19 protein-coding genes and 1 other annotated feature are annotated in these 19762 nt (G+C 41.1%); all 19 genes read right to left on the bottom strand.

Annotation, left to right across the window (positions count from 1 at the left end):
• Nucleotides 1-16: 16 nt before the first annotated feature.
• Nucleotides 17-655 (bottom strand): orotate phosphoribosyltransferase, encoded by a 639-nt coding sequence (gene pyrE / locus ACNHOZ_RS03375; protein WP_029715075.1) that lies wholly within the window; start codon nucleotides 653-655, stop codon nucleotides 17-19.
• A complete protein-coding gene (gene pyrF / locus ACNHOZ_RS03370; RefSeq protein ID WP_028411462.1) occupies nucleotides 652-1374 on the bottom strand; it encodes an orotidine-5'-phosphate decarboxylase in 723 nt (240 codons plus the stop codon). The genes pyrE and pyrF overlap by 4 nt, the downstream gene beginning before the upstream one ends.
• Nucleotides 1346-2287 carry a dihydroorotate dehydrogenase gene (locus ACNHOZ_RS03365; RefSeq protein ID WP_048019831.1) on the bottom strand — a complete coding sequence of 314 codons (942 nt, stop codon included), beginning with the start codon at nucleotides 2285-2287 and terminating at the stop codon, nucleotides 1346-1348. Before ACNHOZ_RS03365 ends, pyrF begins: the two co-directional genes overlap by 29 nt.
• A complete protein-coding gene (locus ACNHOZ_RS03360) occupies nucleotides 2284-3057 on the bottom strand; it encodes a dihydroorotate dehydrogenase electron transfer subunit (protein ID WP_048019830.1) in 774 nt (257 codons plus the stop codon). The genes ACNHOZ_RS03365 and ACNHOZ_RS03360 overlap by 4 nt, the downstream gene beginning before the upstream one ends.
• Complete coding sequence (gene carB, locus ACNHOZ_RS03355) at nucleotides 3054-6266, bottom strand: carbamoyl-phosphate synthase large subunit (RefSeq protein ID WP_014458390.1); 3213 nt, start codon at nucleotides 6264-6266, stop codon at nucleotides 3054-3056. Before carB ends, ACNHOZ_RS03360 begins: the two co-directional genes overlap by 4 nt.
• Complete coding sequence (locus ACNHOZ_RS03350) at nucleotides 6266-7351, bottom strand: carbamoyl phosphate synthase small subunit (protein ID WP_028411464.1); 1086 nt, start codon at nucleotides 7349-7351, stop codon at nucleotides 6266-6268. Before ACNHOZ_RS03350 ends, carB begins: the two co-directional genes overlap by 1 nt.
• Nucleotides 7336-8625: a dihydroorotase gene (locus ACNHOZ_RS03345; RefSeq protein WP_028411465.1), complete on the bottom strand. Its 1290-nt coding sequence runs from the start codon at nucleotides 8623-8625 to the stop codon at nucleotides 7336-7338. Before ACNHOZ_RS03345 ends, ACNHOZ_RS03350 begins: the two co-directional genes overlap by 16 nt.
• Nucleotides 8588-9526 (bottom strand): aspartate carbamoyltransferase catalytic subunit, encoded by a 939-nt coding sequence (locus ACNHOZ_RS03340; protein ID WP_028411466.1) that lies wholly within the window; start codon nucleotides 9524-9526, stop codon nucleotides 8588-8590. The genes ACNHOZ_RS03345 and ACNHOZ_RS03340 overlap by 38 nt, the downstream gene beginning before the upstream one ends.
• A gap of 148 nt (nucleotides 9527-9674) precedes the next feature.
• Nucleotides 9675-10982, bottom strand: coding sequence for a uracil-xanthine permease family protein (locus ACNHOZ_RS03335; protein ID WP_048019829.1), 1308 nt, complete (start codon nucleotides 10980-10982; stop codon nucleotides 9675-9677).
• 156 nt (nucleotides 10983-11138) lie between these two features.
• Nucleotides 11139-11681, bottom strand: coding sequence for a bifunctional pyr operon transcriptional regulator/uracil phosphoribosyltransferase PyrR (pyrR, locus tag ACNHOZ_RS03330; protein ID WP_013058940.1), 543 nt, complete (start codon nucleotides 11679-11681; stop codon nucleotides 11139-11141).
• A gap of 191 nt (nucleotides 11682-11872) precedes the next feature.
• The gene (locus tag ACNHOZ_RS03325) at nucleotides 11873-12787 is read right to left on the bottom strand and encodes an RluA family pseudouridine synthase (protein ID WP_013058941.1); all 915 of its coding nucleotides are present in this window, start codon (nucleotides 12785-12787) and stop codon (nucleotides 11873-11875) included.
• Complete coding sequence (gene lspA / locus ACNHOZ_RS03320) at nucleotides 12784-13251, bottom strand: signal peptidase II (protein WP_013084844.1); 468 nt, start codon at nucleotides 13249-13251, stop codon at nucleotides 12784-12786. The genes ACNHOZ_RS03325 and lspA overlap by 4 nt, the downstream gene beginning before the upstream one ends.
• Nucleotides 13252-13331: 80 nt before the next feature.
• Nucleotides 13332-13619 (bottom strand): conjugal transfer protein TraR, encoded by a 288-nt coding sequence (locus ACNHOZ_RS03315; protein WP_028411468.1) that lies wholly within the window; start codon nucleotides 13617-13619, stop codon nucleotides 13332-13334.
• 170 nt (nucleotides 13620-13789) lie between these two features.
• Entirely contained in the window at nucleotides 13790-16555 is a 2766-nt protein-coding gene (gene ileS / locus ACNHOZ_RS03310) for an isoleucine--tRNA ligase (protein WP_447697045.1), read from the bottom strand.
• A 70-nt stretch (nucleotides 16556-16625) separates the two neighbouring features.
• Nucleotides 16626-16846, bottom strand: a binding site (T-box leader).
• A gap of 69 nt (nucleotides 16847-16915) precedes the next feature.
• On the bottom strand, nucleotides 16916-17410 hold the full coding sequence (locus ACNHOZ_RS03305; protein ID WP_013058945.1) for a DivIVA domain-containing protein: 495 nt from the start codon (nucleotides 17408-17410) through the stop codon (nucleotides 16916-16918).
• Nucleotides 17411-17494: 84 nt separating this feature from the next.
• Nucleotides 17495-18268, bottom strand: coding sequence for a YlmH family RNA-binding protein (locus tag ACNHOZ_RS03300; protein ID WP_013058946.1), 774 nt, complete (start codon nucleotides 18266-18268; stop codon nucleotides 17495-17497).
• A 51-nt stretch (nucleotides 18269-18319) separates the two neighbouring features.
• The gene (locus ACNHOZ_RS03295; RefSeq protein WP_028411469.1) at nucleotides 18320-18589 is read right to left on the bottom strand and encodes a YggT family protein; all 270 of its coding nucleotides are present in this window, start codon (nucleotides 18587-18589) and stop codon (nucleotides 18320-18322) included.
• A 3-nt stretch (nucleotides 18590-18592) separates the two neighbouring features.
• Nucleotides 18593-19060: a cell division protein SepF gene (locus ACNHOZ_RS03290; protein ID WP_014458381.1), complete on the bottom strand. Its 468-nt coding sequence runs from the start codon at nucleotides 19058-19060 to the stop codon at nucleotides 18593-18595.
• A 16-nt stretch (nucleotides 19061-19076) separates the two neighbouring features.
• Nucleotides 19077-19760 (bottom strand): YggS family pyridoxal phosphate-dependent enzyme, encoded by a 684-nt coding sequence (locus ACNHOZ_RS03285; RefSeq protein ID WP_048019827.1) that lies wholly within the window; start codon nucleotides 19758-19760, stop codon nucleotides 19077-19079.
• Between the last annotated feature and the right edge of the window lie 2 nt (nucleotides 19761-19762).

Genomic DNA, 19762 nt, shown 5'->3' with positions numbered 1-19762 from the left:
ATAGGGGGTTTTTAGTTTAGTTCATCCATGAAGGATCTGAAGGATTTTCACGCCATTTAAATAGCTTTTCCATCGCTTCTTCTTCAATGTATCCCGCTTCGTTTGCCGCCTCTACTAGCGTAGAGTAGTCTGTTAAAGAATAAACTTGAAGTTCTTTTTCTTTAAACAGCTGACGCGCTTTTTCCAGCTCATATGTAAAGATAGAAACAACTCCTAGCACTTCACAACCCTGCGCTTTTAATGCATCGACTGCGGTAAATACACTTCCGCCAGTTGAAATCAAATCTTCAATCACAACTACTTTTTGACCTTTTGTTACTTTTCCTTCAATTTGATTTCCTTGGCCATGTTCTTTTGCTTTGCTTCGCACATAGCACATTGGAAGCTCTAGCGCTTCACTTACCCATGCTGCATGAGGAATACCAGCTGTAGCTGTACCAGCAATCACTTCTGCATTGGCAAAATACGTTTTAATTAAATGCTGCAGACCTTTTGCAATTTCTTTTCGCACTTTTGGGTAGCTAAGCGTTAGACGGTTGTCACAATAAATAGGCGACTTAATTCCAGAGGCCCACGTAAACGGATCGTTCGGTTGAAGGCTTACTGCCTCAATATCAATTAATTGTTTTGCAATTTCTTTTCGTAGTTTTGTCATCGCGTAATACGCTCCCCTTTCCACTGCTGTAACATCTCATAATATGCTTTAAGCGGGTCTTTTGCTTTAGTAATAGAACGTCCAACCACAATGGCACTTGAGCCATATTCTCTCGCTAGCTGAGGCGTTGCTACGCGGACTTGGTCATCTACTGAATCTGCGCCCATACGAATACCCGGCGTTACGGTCAAAAAGTCCTCTCCTGCTGCTTTTCGAATCGAAGGCACTTCATGAGTAGAACATACAACGCCGTCTAGTCCGCTTTTTTTAGCAAGCGCTGCATAATGCGTAACCACTTCTTGCATCGAGTGCGTAATCAGCTGCTGCTCTTTTAGCATTTCATCCGATGTACTTGTTAGCTGAGTAACCGCAATACAATCCGGACGTTTTTTGCCAGCAGCGGTTCCTAAGTCAAGTCCTTCAACGGCTGCTTGCATCATATTCGTTCCGCCGGCTGCGTGAACGTTAACCAAATCCACTTCAAGAGAAGCCAAAGACTTCATTCCTTGCTTTACCGTATTGGGAATATCATGAAGCTTTAAGTCTAAGAAAATCTGGTGGTTTTGCTCTTTTAATGCAGAAATAATGGATAGCCCTTCTTTATAAAACAGTTCCATGCCTACTTTCACAAATAATGATTCTTGTTGAAAAGGCATTAAAAACTGCTGTACATCGTTAATTGATGAAAAATCAAGAGCAATGATTAACGGTTGCTTCACGCTTTTTCCAGCTCCTTCCGATACATTCTGAAACATGCTCGTATCCTAATGATGTTAATAGCCTTGGCAGTTCGTCAATGATGGTTGGGCATACATACGGATCGACAAAGTTTGCTGTACCAACCGCTACGGCACTTGCACCTGCATATAAAAATTCAAGTGCATCTTCAGCAGTCGTCACTCCGCCCATACCGATAATTGGAATGTTTACTTTTTGGCTCACTTCATACACCATTCGAATCGCTACCGGTTTAATTGAAGGTCCTGACAGTCCGCCTGTGCCGTTCGCTAAAACCGGCTGAGCTGTTTTCAAATCCAGACGCATCCCGAGAAGCGTATTGATCATCGTTAAGCCATCCGCGCCAGCTTCTTCAACAGCCATGGCCATGTCTACAATATTGGATACGTTTGGTGATAGTTTAACATAAACTGGAACATTTGAAACATCTTTTACCGCTTTTGTTAAACGAGCAGCGATGACAGGATCTATGCCAAACGCAATTCCGCCTTCCTTTACGTTAGGACATGAAATATTCAATTCAAGTGCTTTCACATTTGATACGGTTGAAATTTCTTTTGCCACGTGCACATATTCTTCAATTGAAGCACCGGCTACGTTCGCGATAATCGGCACATCATATTGCTGAAGCCAAACGAGCTCTTCATTCATTACTTTTTCTAGCCCAGGATTTTGTAATCCAATCGCATTTAACATTCCTGCAGATGTTTCCGCTACGCGAGGAGTTGGATTGCCAAAACGAGTTTCAGCAGTAGTCGCTTTAATCATAATGGCTCCAAGTGCATCAAGTGAATAAAATTGAGCATACTCACGCCCAAATCCAAAGCAGCCGGATGCTGGCATAATTGGATTTTTCAAATCTAACCCTGGCAATGTCGTTTTTAGCATACTCATAGAAGCACCTCCCCTGCTTGAAAGACGGGACCGTCGCTGCAGATTTTTTTATACGCCGTAGAATCTTCACTTTCCCTGCATACACATGCAAAGCAAGCGCCGATTCCACAGCCCATTCTTTCTTCTAAAGAAATGTAAAGCGGCTTGTTTGTATAATTATTTTCTAGTGCTTTTAACATCGGAGTTGGACCGCATGAAAACATAACGTCATATGAAAACTGCTGCTCGTCAATCACCGTTGTGACAAAACCTTTTGTTCCGTAAGAGCCGTCTACCGTTGCAATATATGTTTCTCCTAAAGCTAAAAACTCTCGTTCATAAAATACGTCTGCTTTTGATTGAAAACCCAGGACGTGGATAACCTGCACGCCTTTTTCACGAAGTCTTTTTGAAAGCTCATAGAGCGGAGGCACTCCAATGCCTCCCCCTACTAATAAAGCCGTTTGACCTGACTCTATTGCATCTAATGGAAAACCGTGGCCAAGGGGACCTAACACGTCAATCGACTGGCCGGCTTGTTTTTCGGCCAGCAGCGATGTTCCCGCCCCTTCTGCACGGTAAATCATCGTAAATTGTTCGTGCGTTTGATCAATTTCTGCAATACTGATTGGTCTGCGAAGCAGTGGCAAATAGTCGTTGTTGACGCGGATATGCACAAACTGCCCCGGCTCATTCATGAAACGAACAAGCTCGCCTTGAAGGGTTAATTCATATACATTGTGTGTTAACGGTCGCTGACTGACGACTTGCATCATTTCATGTTTGATCATACGGTTGTCACCTCTTTGGTTGGACGAACTTTTTTCATTGGCGTTGTATGGAAGCTGATCGTTTCAAGCACTCGTAAAATCGCTTCTGCTGTATCAAGTGATGTTAAGCAAGGCACGCCATTTTCAACTGCTTCACGGCGAATTTTAAATCCGTCACGCGCAGGCTGTTTTCCTTTTGTTAGCGTGTTGATGACCAGCTGGGCTTCACCTTTTCGTATCACATCTAAAAGATTGTGATCTTCATGATGAATTTTATTTACTATTTTTACGCGAATGTCTTCTTTTGTAAACGTTGAAGCTGTTCCTTCCGTTGCAATCACCTGGTAGCCAATATTAGCAAAGCGCTTTGCTAACGCTGTTGCCTCTTCCTTATCTTTATCCGCTACTGTCATAAGTACTGAACCGTACGGCTTAATGGACATACCTGACGCAATTAGTCCTTTATATAATGCTTTTTCGTACGTTGAATCTTGCCCCATTACTTCTCCAGTAGATTTCATTTCAGGTCCAAGCGTAATATCTACGCGGCGCAGCTTTGCAAATGAGAAGACCGGCACTTTTACGTAGACGCCTTCTTCTTCAGGGTGCATGCCTGATTCATAGCCAAGATCTTTTAAACTTGTTCCTAAAATTACTTTTGTTGCCACATTCGCCATCGGAATACGCGTGATTTTACTTAAGAACGGCACCGTACGGCTTGAACGAGGATTTACTTCAAGAACAAACACTTCTCCTTTTGATAAGACGAACTGAATGTTAAGCAGTCCAATAATGTTTAAGCCTTTTGCAATTCGTGTTGTGTAATCAATGATCGTATCTTTTACGTCCTGTGACAGAGTTTGCGGTGGGTATACAGCGATGGAGTCGCCTGAGTGGACACCCGCGCGCTCTACATGCTCCATGATTCCTGGAATAACCACTGTTTCACCGTCTGAAATGGCATCGACTTCAATCTCTTTTCCTGTTAAGTAGCGGTCGATTAATACAGGATGATCAGCGTGTACTTTTACCGCGTGTTTCATATAATGAAGCAGCTCTTCTTCTTTGTACACAATTTCCATCGCGCGTCCGCCCAGTACGTATGAAGGACGTACAAGCACCGGATAACCAATTTCTTTTGCCACAACCACTGCTTCTTCAACTGAAGTAACCGTCTTTCCAAGCGGCTGAGGTACTTCTAAACGCGCTAGCGTCGCTTCGAATTTTTTACGGTCTTCCGCTGCATCTAAGCTTTCAAGCGACGTACCTAAGATCTTGACTCCTCTTGCTTCTAGCTCATCCGCTAAGTTGATTGCTGTTTGACCACCGAACTGTACAACCACACCTTCTGGTTTTTCTAAATCGATGATATGCATCACATCTTCAATCGTCAGCGGCTCGAAGTATAATTTATCTGAAATACTGAAGTCAGTTGACACTGTTTCTGGATTGTTATTGACAATAATCGCTTCGTATCCAGCTTCTTTAATCGCCCACACCGAGTGAACCGTTGCATAGTCAAACTCAATTCCTTGCCCGATGCGGATCGGACCTGACCCTAACACTACAACGCTTTTACGATCTGTAACAATCGATTCATTTTCATCTTCAAACGTACCGTAGAAATATGGTGTTGTAGATTCAAATTCTGCTGCACATGTATCTACAGTTTTGTATACTGGCATCACGCCGTTTTGTTTGCGGAAGTCGTATACTTCACGCTCTGTTTGATTCCATAGCTTAGCAATCGTGCAGTCTGCAAATCCCATTTCTTTTGCTTCCTGTAAAACTTCTACATTATGAATCTCTTCTTTTAACACATTTTCAAAAGCAATCACTTTTTCAAGTTTTACTAAGAAGAAAAGATCGATTTTGCTCCACTCGTGAATTTGCTGAATTGTTACGCCGCGGCGAATGGCTTCTGCGACGTAGAATAATCGCTCATCGCCAGCTTTGCGAATACGTTTTTCAATAATGGCATCATCAAATTCATGCGCATCTTTTAGCTCTAAGTGATGAACGTTTGACTCAAGTGAGCGTACGGCTTTTAAAATTGACTCTTCGAACGTGCGGCCAATTGCCATTACTTCCCCTGTTGCCTTCATCTGTGTACCTAGTTTACGGTTAGCTGATTCAAATTTATCAAACGGCCAGCGTGGAATTTTAGATACGATGTAATCTAGTGCAGGTTCGAAACATGCGTATGTCTTCCCAGTTACCGGGTTCATCATTTCATCTAATGTTAACCCTACCGCAATTTTTGCGGCTAATTTTGCAATTGGATACCCTGTTGCTTTTGATGCTAAGGCCGACGAACGGCTTACACGAGGGTTTACTTCAATTACGTAATACTGGAAGCTTTCTGGGTCTAGTGCTAGCTGAACGTTACATCCGCCTTCGATTTTAAGCGCTCGGATAATTGTTAGTGACGCATTTCTAAGCAGCTGATACTCACGGTCGCTTAGCGTTTGGCTTGGTGCTACAACAATTGAATCTCCCGTATGAATACCGACCGGGTCAAAGTTTTCCATATTACATACTACAATCGCATTATCGTTTGCATCGCGCATTACTTCATATTCAATTTCTTTAAAGCCTGCAATGCTTTTCTCAAGTAAGCACTGTGTTACAGGACTGTGTTTTAACCCACTTGTTACAATTTCAATCAGCTCTTGCTCGTTGTTACAAATTCCGCCTCCTGTACCGCCAAGCGTATAAGCAGGACGCACGATTACCGGATAGTTTACTTGTTCAACAAACGCATACGCTTCGTCTAGTGAATGAATGATTTCACTTGCTGGGACAGGCTGATTTAGTTCATTCATTAATGAACGGAACTGCTCACGGTCTTCAGCTTGTTCAATCGCTGATAATTTTGTCCCGAGAATTTCTACGTTAAATTCTTCTAAAATGCCCGTTTCGTGTAATTCTACCGCTAAGTTCAGTCCCGTTTGACCGCCAAGCGTTGGAAGCAGTGCATCCGGGCGTTCTTTACGAATAATTGAGCTTACAAATTCAACCGTTAGAGGTTCAATATATACTTTGTCTGCCATTTCTGAATCTGTCATGATTGTTGCAGGATTGGAGTTCACAAGAATAACTTTGTATCCTTCTTCTTTTAACGCAATACATGCTTGCGCTCCTGCATAGTCAAACTCTGCCGCCTGTCCAATGACGATTGGTCCTGATCCGATTACGAGAATTGTGTTAATATCTTGACGTTTTGGCATTAGCAATTACCTACTTTCTGATTGTTTTTCATAAGATCCATAAATTCGTTGAACAATCCGTTTGCATCTTCAGGTCCCGGTGATGCTTCAGGGTGATACTGAACCGTAAATGCCGGATATTCTTTATGCTTTACTCCTTCAACTGTTCCATCGTTAAGCGCAACGTGCGTCACTTCTAATGGCGTGTTGACAAGAGATGGCTCACACACTGTATAGCCGTGGTTTTGAGATGTAAGAGCTACTTTATTGGTTTTTAGATCCTTTACAGGATGGTTGGATCCACGATGACCAAATTTCATTTTTTCTGTATCTGCTCCGCATGCTAGGGCAAACAGCTGATGTCCTAAACAAATTCCGAAAAGCGGAACCTTCCCTAAAACCCCTTGAATCATCTCGATTGCTTCCGGTACGTCTTTTGGGTCTCCAGGTCCGTTGCTTAACATGATGCCATCTGGATTTAATTGAAGAATTTCTTGCGCAGTTACGTTATAAGGAACCACAATCACGTCGCATTGACGAGCTGTTAATTCACGTAAAATTCCGTGTTTCATTCCAAAGTCAACGAGTACCACTTTTTTACCTCTGCCTGGGCTTGGGTAAGGCTTCACCGTTGATACTTTTTTAACTGAATCAGTTGGAAGTTCATGATTTTGAAGCTGTGCTACCACTTCTTCTACATTGACTTCCATGCTGCATACGCGTCCGCGAAGCGCACCGTGCTGACGAATTTTTCGCGTTAATTTTCGCGTGTCGATTCCAGCTAATCCTGGAATATCTTTTTGTTTTAAAAATTCATCTACTGATAGTTCGCTTCTGAAGTTTGAAGGAGCATCACAAATTTCTTTTACAATCAAACCGTGTACAGCTGGTTCAATCGACTCAAAGTCATCGCGGTTAATACCGTAGTTTCCGATTAAAGGATATGTTAATGTCACAATTTGTGCACAGTATGATGGATCAGATAGAATTTCTTGATATCCTGTCATTCCCGTGTTGAAAACAACTTCTCCTGTCATTTCTTTGTCGCTGCCGAATCCTTTTCCGATAAATACTGTTCCATCTTCTAAAATTAGTTGACGTTGCATGCTTTAACATCCTCCCATACTCGTTTACCTTCTACTAATGTCATTACCGGCCAACCTTTGCATACCCAGTTAGCAAACGGCGTGTTTTTACCTTTGGATACAAATTCTTCTGGATTAATTGCTTTTTCTGTTTCAAGATCAATGATGGTTAAATCCGCTGTTTTTCCCACTTCAATCGTGCCATAAGGAAGATTGAATGTTTCAGCCGGCTTGTTTGTTAAATACGATACTAGCTGCTCTAGCGTCATTACTTCTTTTAATACCAAGTTTGTATAAAGAAGCGGGAAAGCTGTTTCAAGTCCCACAATTCCAAACGGCGCAAGCTCCATTCCTTCTGCTTTTTCGTCCGCTGTGTGCGGTGCGTGATCAGTGGCGATAAAATCAAGCGTTCCGTCTAATAAAGCTTCAATTAATGCCTGTTGATCATCTTTTCCTCGAAGCGGCGGATTCATTTTGAAATTCGAATCAAGTCCCGGGATATCTTCTTCATTTAGTAACAGATGATGAGGCGTTACTTCTGCAGTTACGCGAATGCCTGCTTTTTTCGCATCACGAATGGCGCGAATGGATTCTTTTGTACTTACGTGACACACATGGTAGTGACAGTTTGCTGCTTCAGCAAGCAGGACATCTCGTGCAATTTGAACGGCTTCGCAGATAGATGGGATACCGTTTAGTCCATGTTCTTTTGCAAATTTCCCGTCGTGTACGCAGCCTTTGTTAATTAAATCATTATCTTCACAGTGTGCAACGATTGCTTTGTTTAATGAAGCGGCTTTTTTCATCGCTTCTAGCATCATTCCTGTTGACTGAACCCCTACTCCATCATCTGTAAAAGCAAATGCTCCCGCTTCTTTTAAGCCTTCAAAGTCCGTTAATTCTTTTCCCAATTGACGAGTAGTAATCGATGCGTACGGTAATACGCGCACATGTGCTGTTTGTTCAATGCGCTTGTTTACCCACTCCATTTGTTCAACAGTATCAGGCACTGGACGCGTGTTCGGCATTGCAGCAATTGCTGTAAAACCGCCCTTTGCAGCTGCTAGAGTACCTGTTTCAATTGTTTCTTTCTTTTCTCCCCCTGGCTCACGCAAGTGAACATGAACATCGATTAAACCCGGTGATAAGAAGTTCCCGCCTGCATCAATGACTTCTTCATTCTCTACGTCAATGTGTGAAGCTATTTCAGCAATTACACCATTTTCAATTTTCAGTTCGACTTTTTCAATTTTTCCTTCATTTAACCATGTAGCATTTTTGATAATTGTTGTCATTATTAAGTCCCCTTTCAATTGGTTGTAGCGCTCTTGCTAATACTGCCATGCGAATGTATACGCCATTTTGCATTTGTTTAAAAATTCTTGAGCGTTCACATTCAACGAGCTCATCTGCAATTTCGACTCCTCTGTTCACCGGAGCTGGATGAAGAATAATGCTATGTGATTTCATTTTCCGCTCTCGTTCAACGGTTAATCCGAAGCGGCTATGGTAGTTCTTTGCAAGCTCTGAAGTGTTCTCTTCATGCCTTTCAAATTGAATACGCAGTAGCATCACAACATCGACCGTTTCGATTGCTTCATCGATATCAAGATATGTACCGTGTCTGTTCTCTTCATCTTTCCATTCTTCAGGTCCCGCAAAATATACGGTCGCCCCTAGTTTTGTCAGCATTTCTGCATTCGATCTCGCTACGCGGCTATGTCGCAAATCTCCGACTATTGCGACTTTTAATCCTTTAAACGAGCCGAACTCTTGGCGAATTGTCAGTAGATCAAGCAGACACTGAGTTGGATGCTGACCGCATCCGTCTCCTGCATTAATGATGGGAATCGATACTTTTTCCTGCAGTGCTTCATAATAACGATCTTGCGGGTGGCGAATAACAACTGACTGAACACCGATTGAAGCTAATGTTTCAATCGTGTCATAAAGCGTTTCTCCTTTTTGGACGCTTGAAGTTGTTACTTCAAACGGAATTGTTGTTAATCCTAGCTGCTGTTCTGCCATTTCAAAGCTGCATCGAGTACGCGTGCTCGCTTCAAAAAATAAGTTGGCAACAAACATTTTCTCTTCCGGTTTCCATCCTTGTTTATTCGTTCGATAGTTTTCAGCGCTGTCTAAAATCTCTAGAATTTCATTTGTTTCTAGTGTTGAGACTGTCACTAAATGTTTCATATCGATTCCCTCCATTTTTGCTTTCCTCGCATTTCTTTATAAAAAACACCCTTTCTAACTTAGAAAGGGTGTAAGAAAACAAGCTTCGTCTATAACGCGCTTTTCACACACCCTTAGAAACCTCTCTGGATTTCAATTAAAAGGCGTTCTATGAAATTTTTCGTGCTGACGTTTGTTGAACGTTTTCTGCTTCTTTTATCTTCTCTTTCGGCAGAACTAGATTCAGCAGAACTCCCATGATAGCAGACAGTGCCATGCTATCAATCTTTACATGTTCTGAGATATCTAAGTGTGCTCCTCCGATTCCTAACACTAAGATAATCGAAGCAATCATTAAGTTTCGTTTTGATCCAAGATCTACCTTTGCATCCACCATCATGCGCAAGCCTGATGAAGCAATGATTCCGAATAAGAGAATTGAAATCCCGCCCATGACCGGCGTTGGTATACTTGAAATAAGAGCGTTGATTTTGCCGACAAACCCGAACAAAATCGCGAAGACTGCTGCTCCTGCTATTACAAATACGCTAAGCACCTTTGTGATGGCTAACACTCCGATGTTCTCACCATATGTTGTGTTTGGAGGTCCGCCGATCAGCGCAGCAAGCATAGTGGCTACTCCGTCTCCTAAAATCGATCTGTGCAGCCCTGGCTTTTCAATATAGTTTCGATCCACAATCTTATTTAAAACAAGAATGTGTCCAATATGTTCTGAAAGTGTTACGACTGCTACAGGTACCATGATAAGCACAATCCCTAATGAAATGGACGGCGTGTATGTGACGAACGGCACGTAGAAGTGAGGTATTTCAATCCACTCTGCTTTCATTACCTTTGAAAAGTCTACCAATCCTTGTGTATAAGCGAAGATGTATCCGCCGATAATTCCCATCAGTACCGGAATCAGGCTGATAATGTTTTTAAAGAAGATTGAGCAAGCAACTGTTATCGCTAGTGTCACAAGCGCAACCATCAGGTAAGTTAAGCTGTAATTTCCTTTTGCATCGTTCATCGCCATGCCTACTGCTGTATTAGCTAATCCTAAGCCTATAACCATAATAACTGGTCCTACTACAACCGGAGGAAGCAGCTTCATAATCCAATTGATTCCTGTTCCTTTTATAATCAAAGCAACGATTCCATACACAAGTCCGGCTAAGAAACAGCCAACCATCGTTTCTTCAGGTCCAAACGAAGCTTTTGCGAAAATGATTGGCGTGATGAACGCGAACGATGAACCAAGATAAGAAGGAATTTGACCTCTTGTAATGAGCAGGAAAGCAAGCGTTCCTATCCCGCTTGAAATCAAAGCGATTGCCGGGCTGAATCCGACTAGGAACGGCACTAGCACCGTCGATCCAAACATTGCAAACAAATGCTGCAGACTCAATGTTAACCAATTTACTGCTTTTGGTTTATCATGTATATCAAGTACAAAATCTTGTTGTTGACTCATATGTTTTTCCTCCTATCACTATAAAAAAACCTCTTTACGCAGAGGCAAAGAGGTTTTCAGCATACAAGGAAGACGCTATACCGCAGTACAGTTTTCCTTGTATAGTGACCCCCCTTTTGCAGCCTCACGGGACTACTATTTAAAAGGGTATATAATTTATTTTTCGTAAATAGACACGTGGTCTTTTTCGTCTACTTCCATCAAATGCACCGCAATTTTTTCACTTTTAGCTGTCGGTACGTTTTTACCAACATAGTCTGCTCGAATCGGCAGCTCGCGGTGTCCTCTATCCACTAAAACAGCCAGCTGAATGAGTTCCGGTCGACCGATATCAATTAGTGCATCAAGTGCTGCTCGAACCGTACGGCCCGTATATAACACATCGTCTACTAAGATGACGTTCTTATTTGCAATATCTGTCGGAATATCTGATCCTTTTACGAGAGGCTCATCATTGCTTGTCACTTTCGATAAATCATCTCGGTAAAGCGTGATGTCTAGTTCTCCGACTGGCAATGTATTTCCTTCAATTTGTGCAATTCGTTCTGCTAAACGTTTTGCGATATAAATACCTCGCGTTTTAATCCCCACTAGCACACAATTTTCGATTCCTTTATTCTTTTCAATAATCTCATGTGCAATTCGAGTTAAAGCGCGGCGAATAGCCTGTTCGTCAAGTACGGTAGCTTTTACGTTCACTGTTTTTCACCTCAAGTTGTTGACATAAAAAAATCCTCTTGCCTTGAGGCAAGAGGATTTGGTTTTAGATATATTTCTTCAAAAAGGCTATAAGTATGCCTTTTCTGCACCGTTTCCTTCTCAGCCTCTCTGGACTGTTCTTAAAGGTTCTTATTAAGTTAATACAAGTATGCCATCACTTATGACAGTTGTCAACTTCTTTTTTCAATAAGCTCTAGCATCTCATTAAACTCTTTTGGAGCCGGTGCTTCAAATTCCATATATTCATTTGTACGAGGGTGAATAAAGCCTAATACACCTGCATGAAGCGCTTGTCCGTCAATCGGAAGCGTTTTTTTCGGTCCGTACTTCGGATCCCCGGCAAGCGGAAAGCCAATATACTTCATGTGAACGCGAATTTGGTGTGTTCGCCCCGTTTCTAGCTTACATTCGACAAGTGAAAAATCTTTAAAACGCTGCAATACAGTAAAGTGCGTCACTGCATCACGACTGTTTTCATCAGTGACCGTCATGCTTTGACGATCTTGCTTATCTCGGCCGATTGGCGCATCAATTGTACCGTGATCGTGCGCAATTACTCCGTGAACGATAGCTTTATAGCGGCGCGTCACTGTTTTAGCTACAAGCTGACTAACTAGTGATTCATGAGCTAAATCATTTTTTGCAACCATAAGTAAACCGGACGTATCTTTATCAATTCGATGAACGATACCAGGGCGCATAACGCCGTTAATACCGGATAAATCTTTACAGTGAGCCATTAAGCCGTTTACAAGCGTGCCGCTATGATGACCTGGAGCTGGATGTACAACCATGCCGCGAGGTTTATTTACAACAAGCACATCTTGATCTTCATAATAAATATCTAAATCCATTTCTTCCGCTACCACATCAAGCTCCTCTAGTTCCGGCACTTCAATAATAATAGCGTCTCCTGTTTTACATTTATAGTTTCCTTTAACGGTTTTATCATTCACTTTTGCATGACCTTCTTTGATCCACTGCTGCACTTGTGAACGTGACCATTCTGCATTTACAGTCGAAAGTACTTTATCAATACGTTCTCCCGCTTGTTCTTCATTTATAACTGTTTCAATTACATTCATTCTTTGTGCTCCTTCTTCATTTTCCCTTCAAACAGCGTCATAATAAACATGATGATTACTCCGACGACAAGTGCCGAATCAGCTACGTTAAAAATCGGAAAATCATACGTAAAGATGTATGTATTTACGAAATCAACTACTTCTTTACGGACCACTCGATCAATAAAGTTTCCAATGGCGCCGCCTAACATTAATGCTAGCGCAATACCGAACCATTTATCTTGTTTTTTGAGCTTTTGAATATAAATTATTAAACCGACTACCACAACCACCGTAATGAGATAAAAGAACCACATCTGTCCTTGTAGAATACCCCACGCGGCTCCTCTGTTACGATGAGAGGTAATGTAAAGAAAGTTTTCAATTACGGTAATGCTTTGTCCATAATACATTTCTTTTACAATCATCCATTTTGTTACCTGATCAATAAGTATAACAGCTAAAGCGATAAGATAATAAAACACAAACGTTTTCCTCCCGCAATAAAATCAAACGAATCCATACTAAAGCATTTTAGCACATAATTCATTTTTTTTCTCGCTTCTCACCAGAAAACAAATAAATCTTCGTTTGTGCGGGCCGTCGGCATTACTTTTAATTTATGAATAGACATCACTTCGCCAGTTAGTTCATCAATTCCAAACGCACCAACGTCAAGCTTTGCTAGCGCGTGTTCTACATCTTTTAAATCGGCTTTAATCATTTCTATTACGTAACGTTCCTTTTCATCTATATAACCAGATTGTTCTGTAGCATATCTCAATAGGCGATCTTGTAATTCTTCTTTGATAAGAGCTAATTCCTGTCCAATGGAAAGATAATTTTCATACATGCAAACGCCTCCTGTGCTGATAAGATGAAGTATTAATGATGTTAGGTTTACCGAGTTTTCCATCGAATCTACAACACAAGTTTTTCCTAAGGCTTTGAATGCTTTATACCATTGTATTTGGGAATTTCGTACAGCAAAAAACACGCCCAAAAAGGACGTGCTTTTGTTCATTACTGCTGAACGTAGTGATTTTTCACAACATCCGCACAGCGTGTACATAAAGTTGGGTGATCTTGATCTTCGCCAACTGTTGGTGATACTACCCAGCAGCGCTCACACTTCTCACCTTCTGCTTTACTTACAACAATTGAAGCATAGCTGAATTTTTGTGCTTCAGCAGGCGCTTCACCTTCTGCTACTTCAAGATCTGAAACGATGAAGAGTTGACCTACATTTTCAGAAATAGAGGCTAACAGCTCTTTCGTATCTGCTGTTGGATACAGCGTTAATTTTGCTTCTAAAGACTTACCGATTACTTTTTCATTACGAGCTTGTTCTAGCGCTTTTAAGACTTCATCGCGAAGCTCCATGAACGCATCCCATTTCTCTACTAATTGATCTGCTCCTTCAATTTCTTGAACCTCTGGCATATCAACTAGCTGCGCGCTTTCTTCCGTTACGTTCGGAATGTGAACCCATACTTCGTCTGCTGTATGAGAAAGAATTGGAGACACTAATTTCGTTAACGATAATAACGTTTCATAAAGAACCGTTTGAATGCTGCGACGCTCTACATTCTTTTCTGCTTCAATGTACAATACATCTTTTGCAAAGTCTAAGTAGAATGAACTCATATCAATTGTACAGAAATTATGCACTGCGTGATAAATGCTTGAGAATTCATATGAATCATAAGATTTTTTCACTTTATCAATTAATTTGTTCAGCTTCACAAGCATGTAGCGATCTACTTCACGAAGGTCTTCAACGGCTACAGCGTCAGTTGTTGGATTAAAATCCGCTAGGTTTCCTAGTAAGAAACGGAACGTGTTGCGGATTTTACGGTATACTTCTGCTACTTGTTTTAAAATGTTATCAGATACACGAACATCCGCTTGGTAATCTACAGAAGCTACCCATAGACGTAAAATATCCGCACCTAGTTGTTTCATTACTTTTTCTGGAATTACAACATTCCCTAATGACTTACTCATTTTGCGACCTTCACCGTCTAAAGCAAATCCGTGGCTAAGTACGCCTTTATAAGGTGCTTCACCTGTTACAGCTACACTTGTAGAAAGACTTGAATTAAACCAGCCGCGGTATTGGTCAGAACCTTCTAAATACAAATCAGCCGGACGCTGTAAGTCTTCACGCTCTTCAAGAACAGCTTGATGTGAAGAACCAGAGTCAAACCATACGTCCATGATGTCTGTTTCTTTTGTGAAACGGCCATTTGGGCTTCCTTCATGAGTAAAGCCTTCTGGAAGCAAGTCTTTTGCTTCACGCTCAAACCATACGTTTGATCCATGTTCTCTAAATAGATTTGATACGTGCTCAATTGTCTCGTCCGTAATGATTGGCTCATCATTTTCAGCATAAAATACTGGAATCGGAACGCCCCATGCACGTTGACGAGAAATACACCAGTCTCCGCGGTCACGCACCATGTTATAAAGTCGCGTTTCACCCCAAGTAGGCACCCATTCTGTTTTTTCTACTGCTTTTAATAAATCTTCACGGAAATCTTTAATAGACGCAAACCACTGTGCTGTTGCACGGAAAATTGTTGGTTTCTTCGTACGCCAGTCATGTGGATATGAGTGGGTAATGAAACTTAATTTTAACAGCGCGCCTTCTTCTTCTAGTTTGTCGGTAATCGGCTTATTCGCTTTATCATAGAATAATCCTTCAAATCCTGGTGCTTCATTCGTCATATGACCCTTACTATCAACTGGACAAAGAACTTCCAAACCATATTTTTGACCAACGATAAAGTCGTCTTCCCCGTGTCCCGGTGCTGTATGAACACAGCCAGTACCAGCATCAGTCGTTACGTGATCGCCAAGAACAACTAAAGAATCGCGCTTGTAGATTGGATGTTCAGCTACCACGCGTTCAAGTTCTGAACCTTTTACTGTACGAAGTGTCTTATAGTCAGCCCATTCAATTTCTTTAGCAACTGTTTCAATACGTTCAGTTGCTACTACATATTTTGCTCCATCTGCTTCAACTACGCTGTACTGAAGCTCGGGATTGACAGCAATCCCTTGGTTAGCTGGCATTGTCCATGGTGTTGTCGTCCAAATGATGAATTTTTCATCTTGTTCAAGCACGCCTTTACCATCTTTCACATTAAACGCTACGTAAATAGAAGCTGAACGCTTGTCATAGTATTCAATTTCCGCTTCTGCTAAAGCAGATTCACTTGAAGGGGACCAGTATACAGGTTTTAATCCTTTGTAGATATAGCCTTTTTTCGCCATATCGCCAAATACTTTGATTTGCTGCGCTTCGTACTGTGGCTGAAGCGTTACATATGGATTATCCCAATCTCCGCGTACGCCTAAACGCTTGAACTGCTCACGCTGGCCGTTTACTTGTTCCCAAGCATACTGTTCGCAAAGCTTACGGAATTCAGCTACTGTCATTTCTTTGCGGTTTACTTTTTTATTTTTTGTTAAAGCCGTTTCAATTGGCAAGCCGTGTGTATCCCAGCCTGGCACATAAGGTGCGCAGAAGCCTGACATCGACTTATAGCGAACGATAAAATCTTTTAAAATTTTATTTAAGGCATGTCCCATGTGAATATCGCCATTGGCATATGGAGGTCCATCATGCAGGACGAATAGCGGACGGCCTTCCGTACGTTTTTGTACTTTTTCATAAATATTCATTTCAGCCCACTGTTCTTGCATTTTAGGCTCGCGGTTCGGTAAATTTCCACGCATAGGAAATTCAGTTTTTGGCATCAATAATGTATCTTTATATTCCATGTTTTACCCTCCAAAAAAAACGTAAATTTCATATCTTTTTGCACCATAACAAAAAGACCTCCTCATCCCAAAAAGGGACGAGAAGGCCTCCCGCGGTACCACCCTAGTAGATTTGCTGCACGCAAATCCTCTTTGCATTCGTAACGTGAATAAACCGCCACTGCTTACTATCATCATTTCAGCAATGGTACTCTAGGGTGATTTTCACTTTTTTGTTTGTTATCGAGCTCGCACCATCCTCGATTCGCTTTGACAAACTAAAAAAGCTACTGTCCCTGTCTCCGTACTGTTTGATATGAAATTTCATCTGTTACCAAATTATATGACAACAAAACGTGAGAAGTCAAGATGATGTCTTGACTAGTCAATTTTTTCTTCTAGCGCTGGCATCTCATAATCCATCAACTGATCCCAGTCATCGCTGTTTAACATTTCAAGCTGTGCTTCAATTAACATTTTGAAACGAGTTCTAAATACTTTAGACTGCTTTTTCGTCTCCTCAATGTCCATCGCAATTTTACGAGACTTAGACAGTGCTTCATTAATAATACGGTCCGCATTTTTTTCTGCTTCTTTTATAATGAGCTTCGCTTCTTTTTCAGCGTTTCGCTTTACATCTTCCGCTGCTTCTTGAGCAATTAAAATTGATTTATTTAACGTTTCTTCGATGTTAGTAAAATGTCCAAGACGATCTGTTAATTCAGATACTCTTCCTTCTAACTCCTTTTTATCACGCATTACCAGCTCATAGTCTTTAATTACTTGGTCAAGAAACTCATTTACTTCATCTTCATCATATCCGCGAAACCCGCGATTAAACTCTTTGTTATGAATATCCAAAGGGGTTAAAGGCATCTAGGCCACCTCCGTGTTGTCTCATTACATCATTAGTAATGGTTTATTCGACATATTTTTAAAATTTCCTGCTAGTAGATTTCTTTATTTCTGCTTCCCTACAACAATTCGCCATTTTTCTTTTTTGGTTTTGCCTTCAAGTGAAACGATACGACTTCTGCCGTGGCCACGAAGCGACAAAATATCACCTTCATGACATTCAAAAGAAGGCTGTTCAATGACTTTAAAATTTACTTTTACCGCTCCATTTGCAATAAACGGCTGGACTTTTTGTCTTGATAGATTGTGAATGGTCGACAGCAAAACATCAAGCCTCATTGAAGAAACTGTATAAACGTGTTCAATCAGCTCTTCTTTTACCACATGCAGCTGCTCTCTTTGAATAGAAGAAAGTGAAACTTTGGCTTTTCCAATTGATGTTAAATTCATCTCAATATAAGAAGAAATTTCCTCTGCAGCTACAAGCTGAATATCGTCTCCCGCGACCAAAATATCGCCAAATTTTGAACGGCGCAGTCCTAAGGACATCGCCGAACCAAGAACTTGAGGATGTTCAATCGTCACAAACTTTTTAGGATAATTCAATTCGTACATATGCAACTGAAAATCTTCGCTTTCAGGCACATAGTAATCCGGATATAGCAGCGCACGCTTGCGTTCAGCAAACGGTTGTCCACCATCAAATGAAACTTGAACCTCTCCTTCAGTCCCAACAATAGCCGTCACAATCTGCTGCTCTCTTGGATCTAAAAAGTCCGTTAATTTTGGGCTGTATTGATGTAGGACATCTTCTTTCCACTGAAGAACTTGATCAATAAACCCATGTTCTTCTTGCCTAAAATGTTCATAAATAGACATATTATTACTCCTACTATTGGTATGTAAAAAAGGAATCCAGCGATTCCTTTTTTAAATAAACCCCATCACATTATTAAGTGAATACACGCCTCTTTCCGCAAATCGTAGTAAAAAGATTGCAACAAGAGGTGAAATATCAATCATGCCAATAGGCGGAATGATTTTACGAAAAGGCTCTAAGTAAGGCTCGCAAATACTGCCAAGCAGCTGACCAAACTTAGAGGCCCTTACATCGGGTACCCAAGACATCAAAATGTAAATAATCAGTGCCCATGAGTAAAGCCCAATCAATTTTGCGAGAATCCCAAAAACGATGTCCAAAAACTACCACCTCTTTACGTTTGTTGTATCGTGTTCTCCCATCATATCTGAAATGCTTCCGCTTACGTCTACATTATCAGGTGTACATAAAAAGATGTCGGTTCCAATTTTTTGAATGTCCCCGCCTAAAGCATAAACTGTACCACTTAAAAAGTCGACAATTCTCACTGCTTGATCTCGTTGAATGCGCTGTAAATTAACAACTACGACTTTACGATTTTTTAAATGATCCGTAATTTCTTGTGCTTCGGCATAGACGCGAGGTTCGCAAAGCATCATTTTTGATGATTTTTGAACGCTTTGTAAGCTAATCACGTTTTGCTGCTGATTCGGCTGCTGACTAGCTTTCACTGCTGGTCTCGACTGCTGTACAGGCTCTTCTACCGACTCTTCTTGTTCGTAATGTTCTTCTACATATTCAGTATCGTCATCAAGAGCAAAGAAACTTCTAAAGCGATTTTTCATACTCATCTTGAATTACACCTCCTTAACGTTCATTCCCAACTAACGTGGTTCCTAGTCGAATGAATGTTGCTCCTTCTTCAATTGCAATTGCATAATCGTTTGACATTCCCATTGATAGCTCCGTACACGGTGCATATTGCAAGTTTAGTTCTTGTATACGACTCTGCAATTTTTTTAGACCTTGAAAACAGCTGCGAAGCAAGGACTCGTCATCTGTGTGAGGAGCCATGGTCATTAATCCAACTACTTGGATATTTGTAAATGTTTCAAGAGATTGAATAAATGGAATTACCTCTTCTACAGCAAGGCCATGCTTTGATTGTTCTTCGGCAACATTAACTTGTACAAAACATTTTATACGATGTCCTGCACGTTTATCAATTTCTTTTGCTAAAGATAATCGGTCTAGTGAATGAATATAGTCAACTTTATCAATCACATGTTTTACTTTTCTTGTTTGTAAGCTTCCGATAAAATGCCAGGTCGCTTTCTCACCGATTGATTCATACTTTTCTAGAAGACCTTCATCCCTGTTTTCTCCAAGATGTAAAATGCCTGCATCCACTGCTTCTGCTGCTCGTTTTGTGGAAACATATTTTGTTACAGCAATCAGCTCTACATCTTCTCGATTTCGATTAACTTTTTTACATGCTTCAGCAATTGTTTGTTGAACTGCTTCTAGATTTTCACTTACGCTAGCTGTCACTA

The organism is Priestia sp. D51 (assembly GCF_053345675.1).
Note: the sequence above shows the minus strand (reverse complement) of the source record. Positions and strands in the feature narration are given on the sequence as shown.

What these genes read in the sequence shown, in the direction of transcription:
- pyrE (WP_029715075.1), bottom strand. Translation starts at nt 655, where the DNA reads ATGACAAAACTACGAAAAGAAATTGCAAAACAATTAATTGATATTGAG.
- ACNHOZ_RS03365 (WP_048019831.1), bottom strand. Translation starts at nt 2,287, where the DNA reads ATGAGTATGCTAAAAACGACATTGCCAGGGTTAGATTTGAAAAATCCA.
- ACNHOZ_RS03360 (WP_048019830.1), bottom strand. Translation starts at nt 3,057, where the DNA reads ATGATCAAACATGAAATGATGCAAGTCGTCAGTCAGCGACCGTTAACA.
- carB (WP_014458390.1), bottom strand. Translation starts at nt 6,266, where the DNA reads ATGCCAAAACGTCAAGATATTAACACAATTCTCGTAATCGGATCAGGA.
- ACNHOZ_RS03350 (WP_028411464.1), bottom strand. Translation starts at nt 7,351, where the DNA reads ATGCAACGTCAACTAATTTTAGAAGATGGAACAGTATTTATCGGAAAA.
- ACNHOZ_RS03345 (WP_028411465.1), bottom strand. Translation starts at nt 8,625, where the DNA reads ATGACAACAATTATCAAAAATGCTACATGGTTAAATGAAGGAAAAATT.
- ACNHOZ_RS03340 (WP_028411466.1), bottom strand. Translation starts at nt 9,526, where the DNA reads ATGAAACATTTAGTGACAGTCTCAACACTAGAAACAAATGAAATTCTA.
- ACNHOZ_RS03335 (WP_048019829.1), bottom strand. Translation starts at nt 10,982, where the DNA reads ATGAGTCAACAACAAGATTTTGTACTTGATATACATGATAAACCAAAA.
- ACNHOZ_RS03325 (WP_013058941.1), bottom strand. Translation starts at nt 12,787, where the DNA reads ATGAATGTAATTGAAACAGTTATAAATGAAGAACAAGCGGGAGAACGT.
- ACNHOZ_RS03315 (WP_028411468.1), bottom strand. Translation starts at nt 13,619, where the DNA reads ATGTATGAAAATTATCTTTCCATTGGACAGGAATTAGCTCTTATCAAA.
- ileS (WP_447697045.1), bottom strand. Translation starts at nt 16,555, where the DNA reads ATGGAATATAAAGATACATTATTGATGCCAAAAACTGAATTTCCTATG.
- ACNHOZ_RS03305 (WP_013058945.1), bottom strand. Translation starts at nt 17,410, where the DNA reads ATGCCTTTAACCCCTTTGGATATTCATAACAAAGAGTTTAATCGCGGG.
- ACNHOZ_RS03300 (WP_013058946.1), bottom strand. Translation starts at nt 18,268, where the DNA reads ATGTCTATTTATGAACATTTTAGGCAAGAAGAACATGGGTTTATTGAT.
- ACNHOZ_RS03290 (WP_014458381.1), bottom strand. Translation starts at nt 19,060, where the DNA reads ATGAGTATGAAAAATCGCTTTAGAAGTTTCTTTGCTCTTGATGACGAT.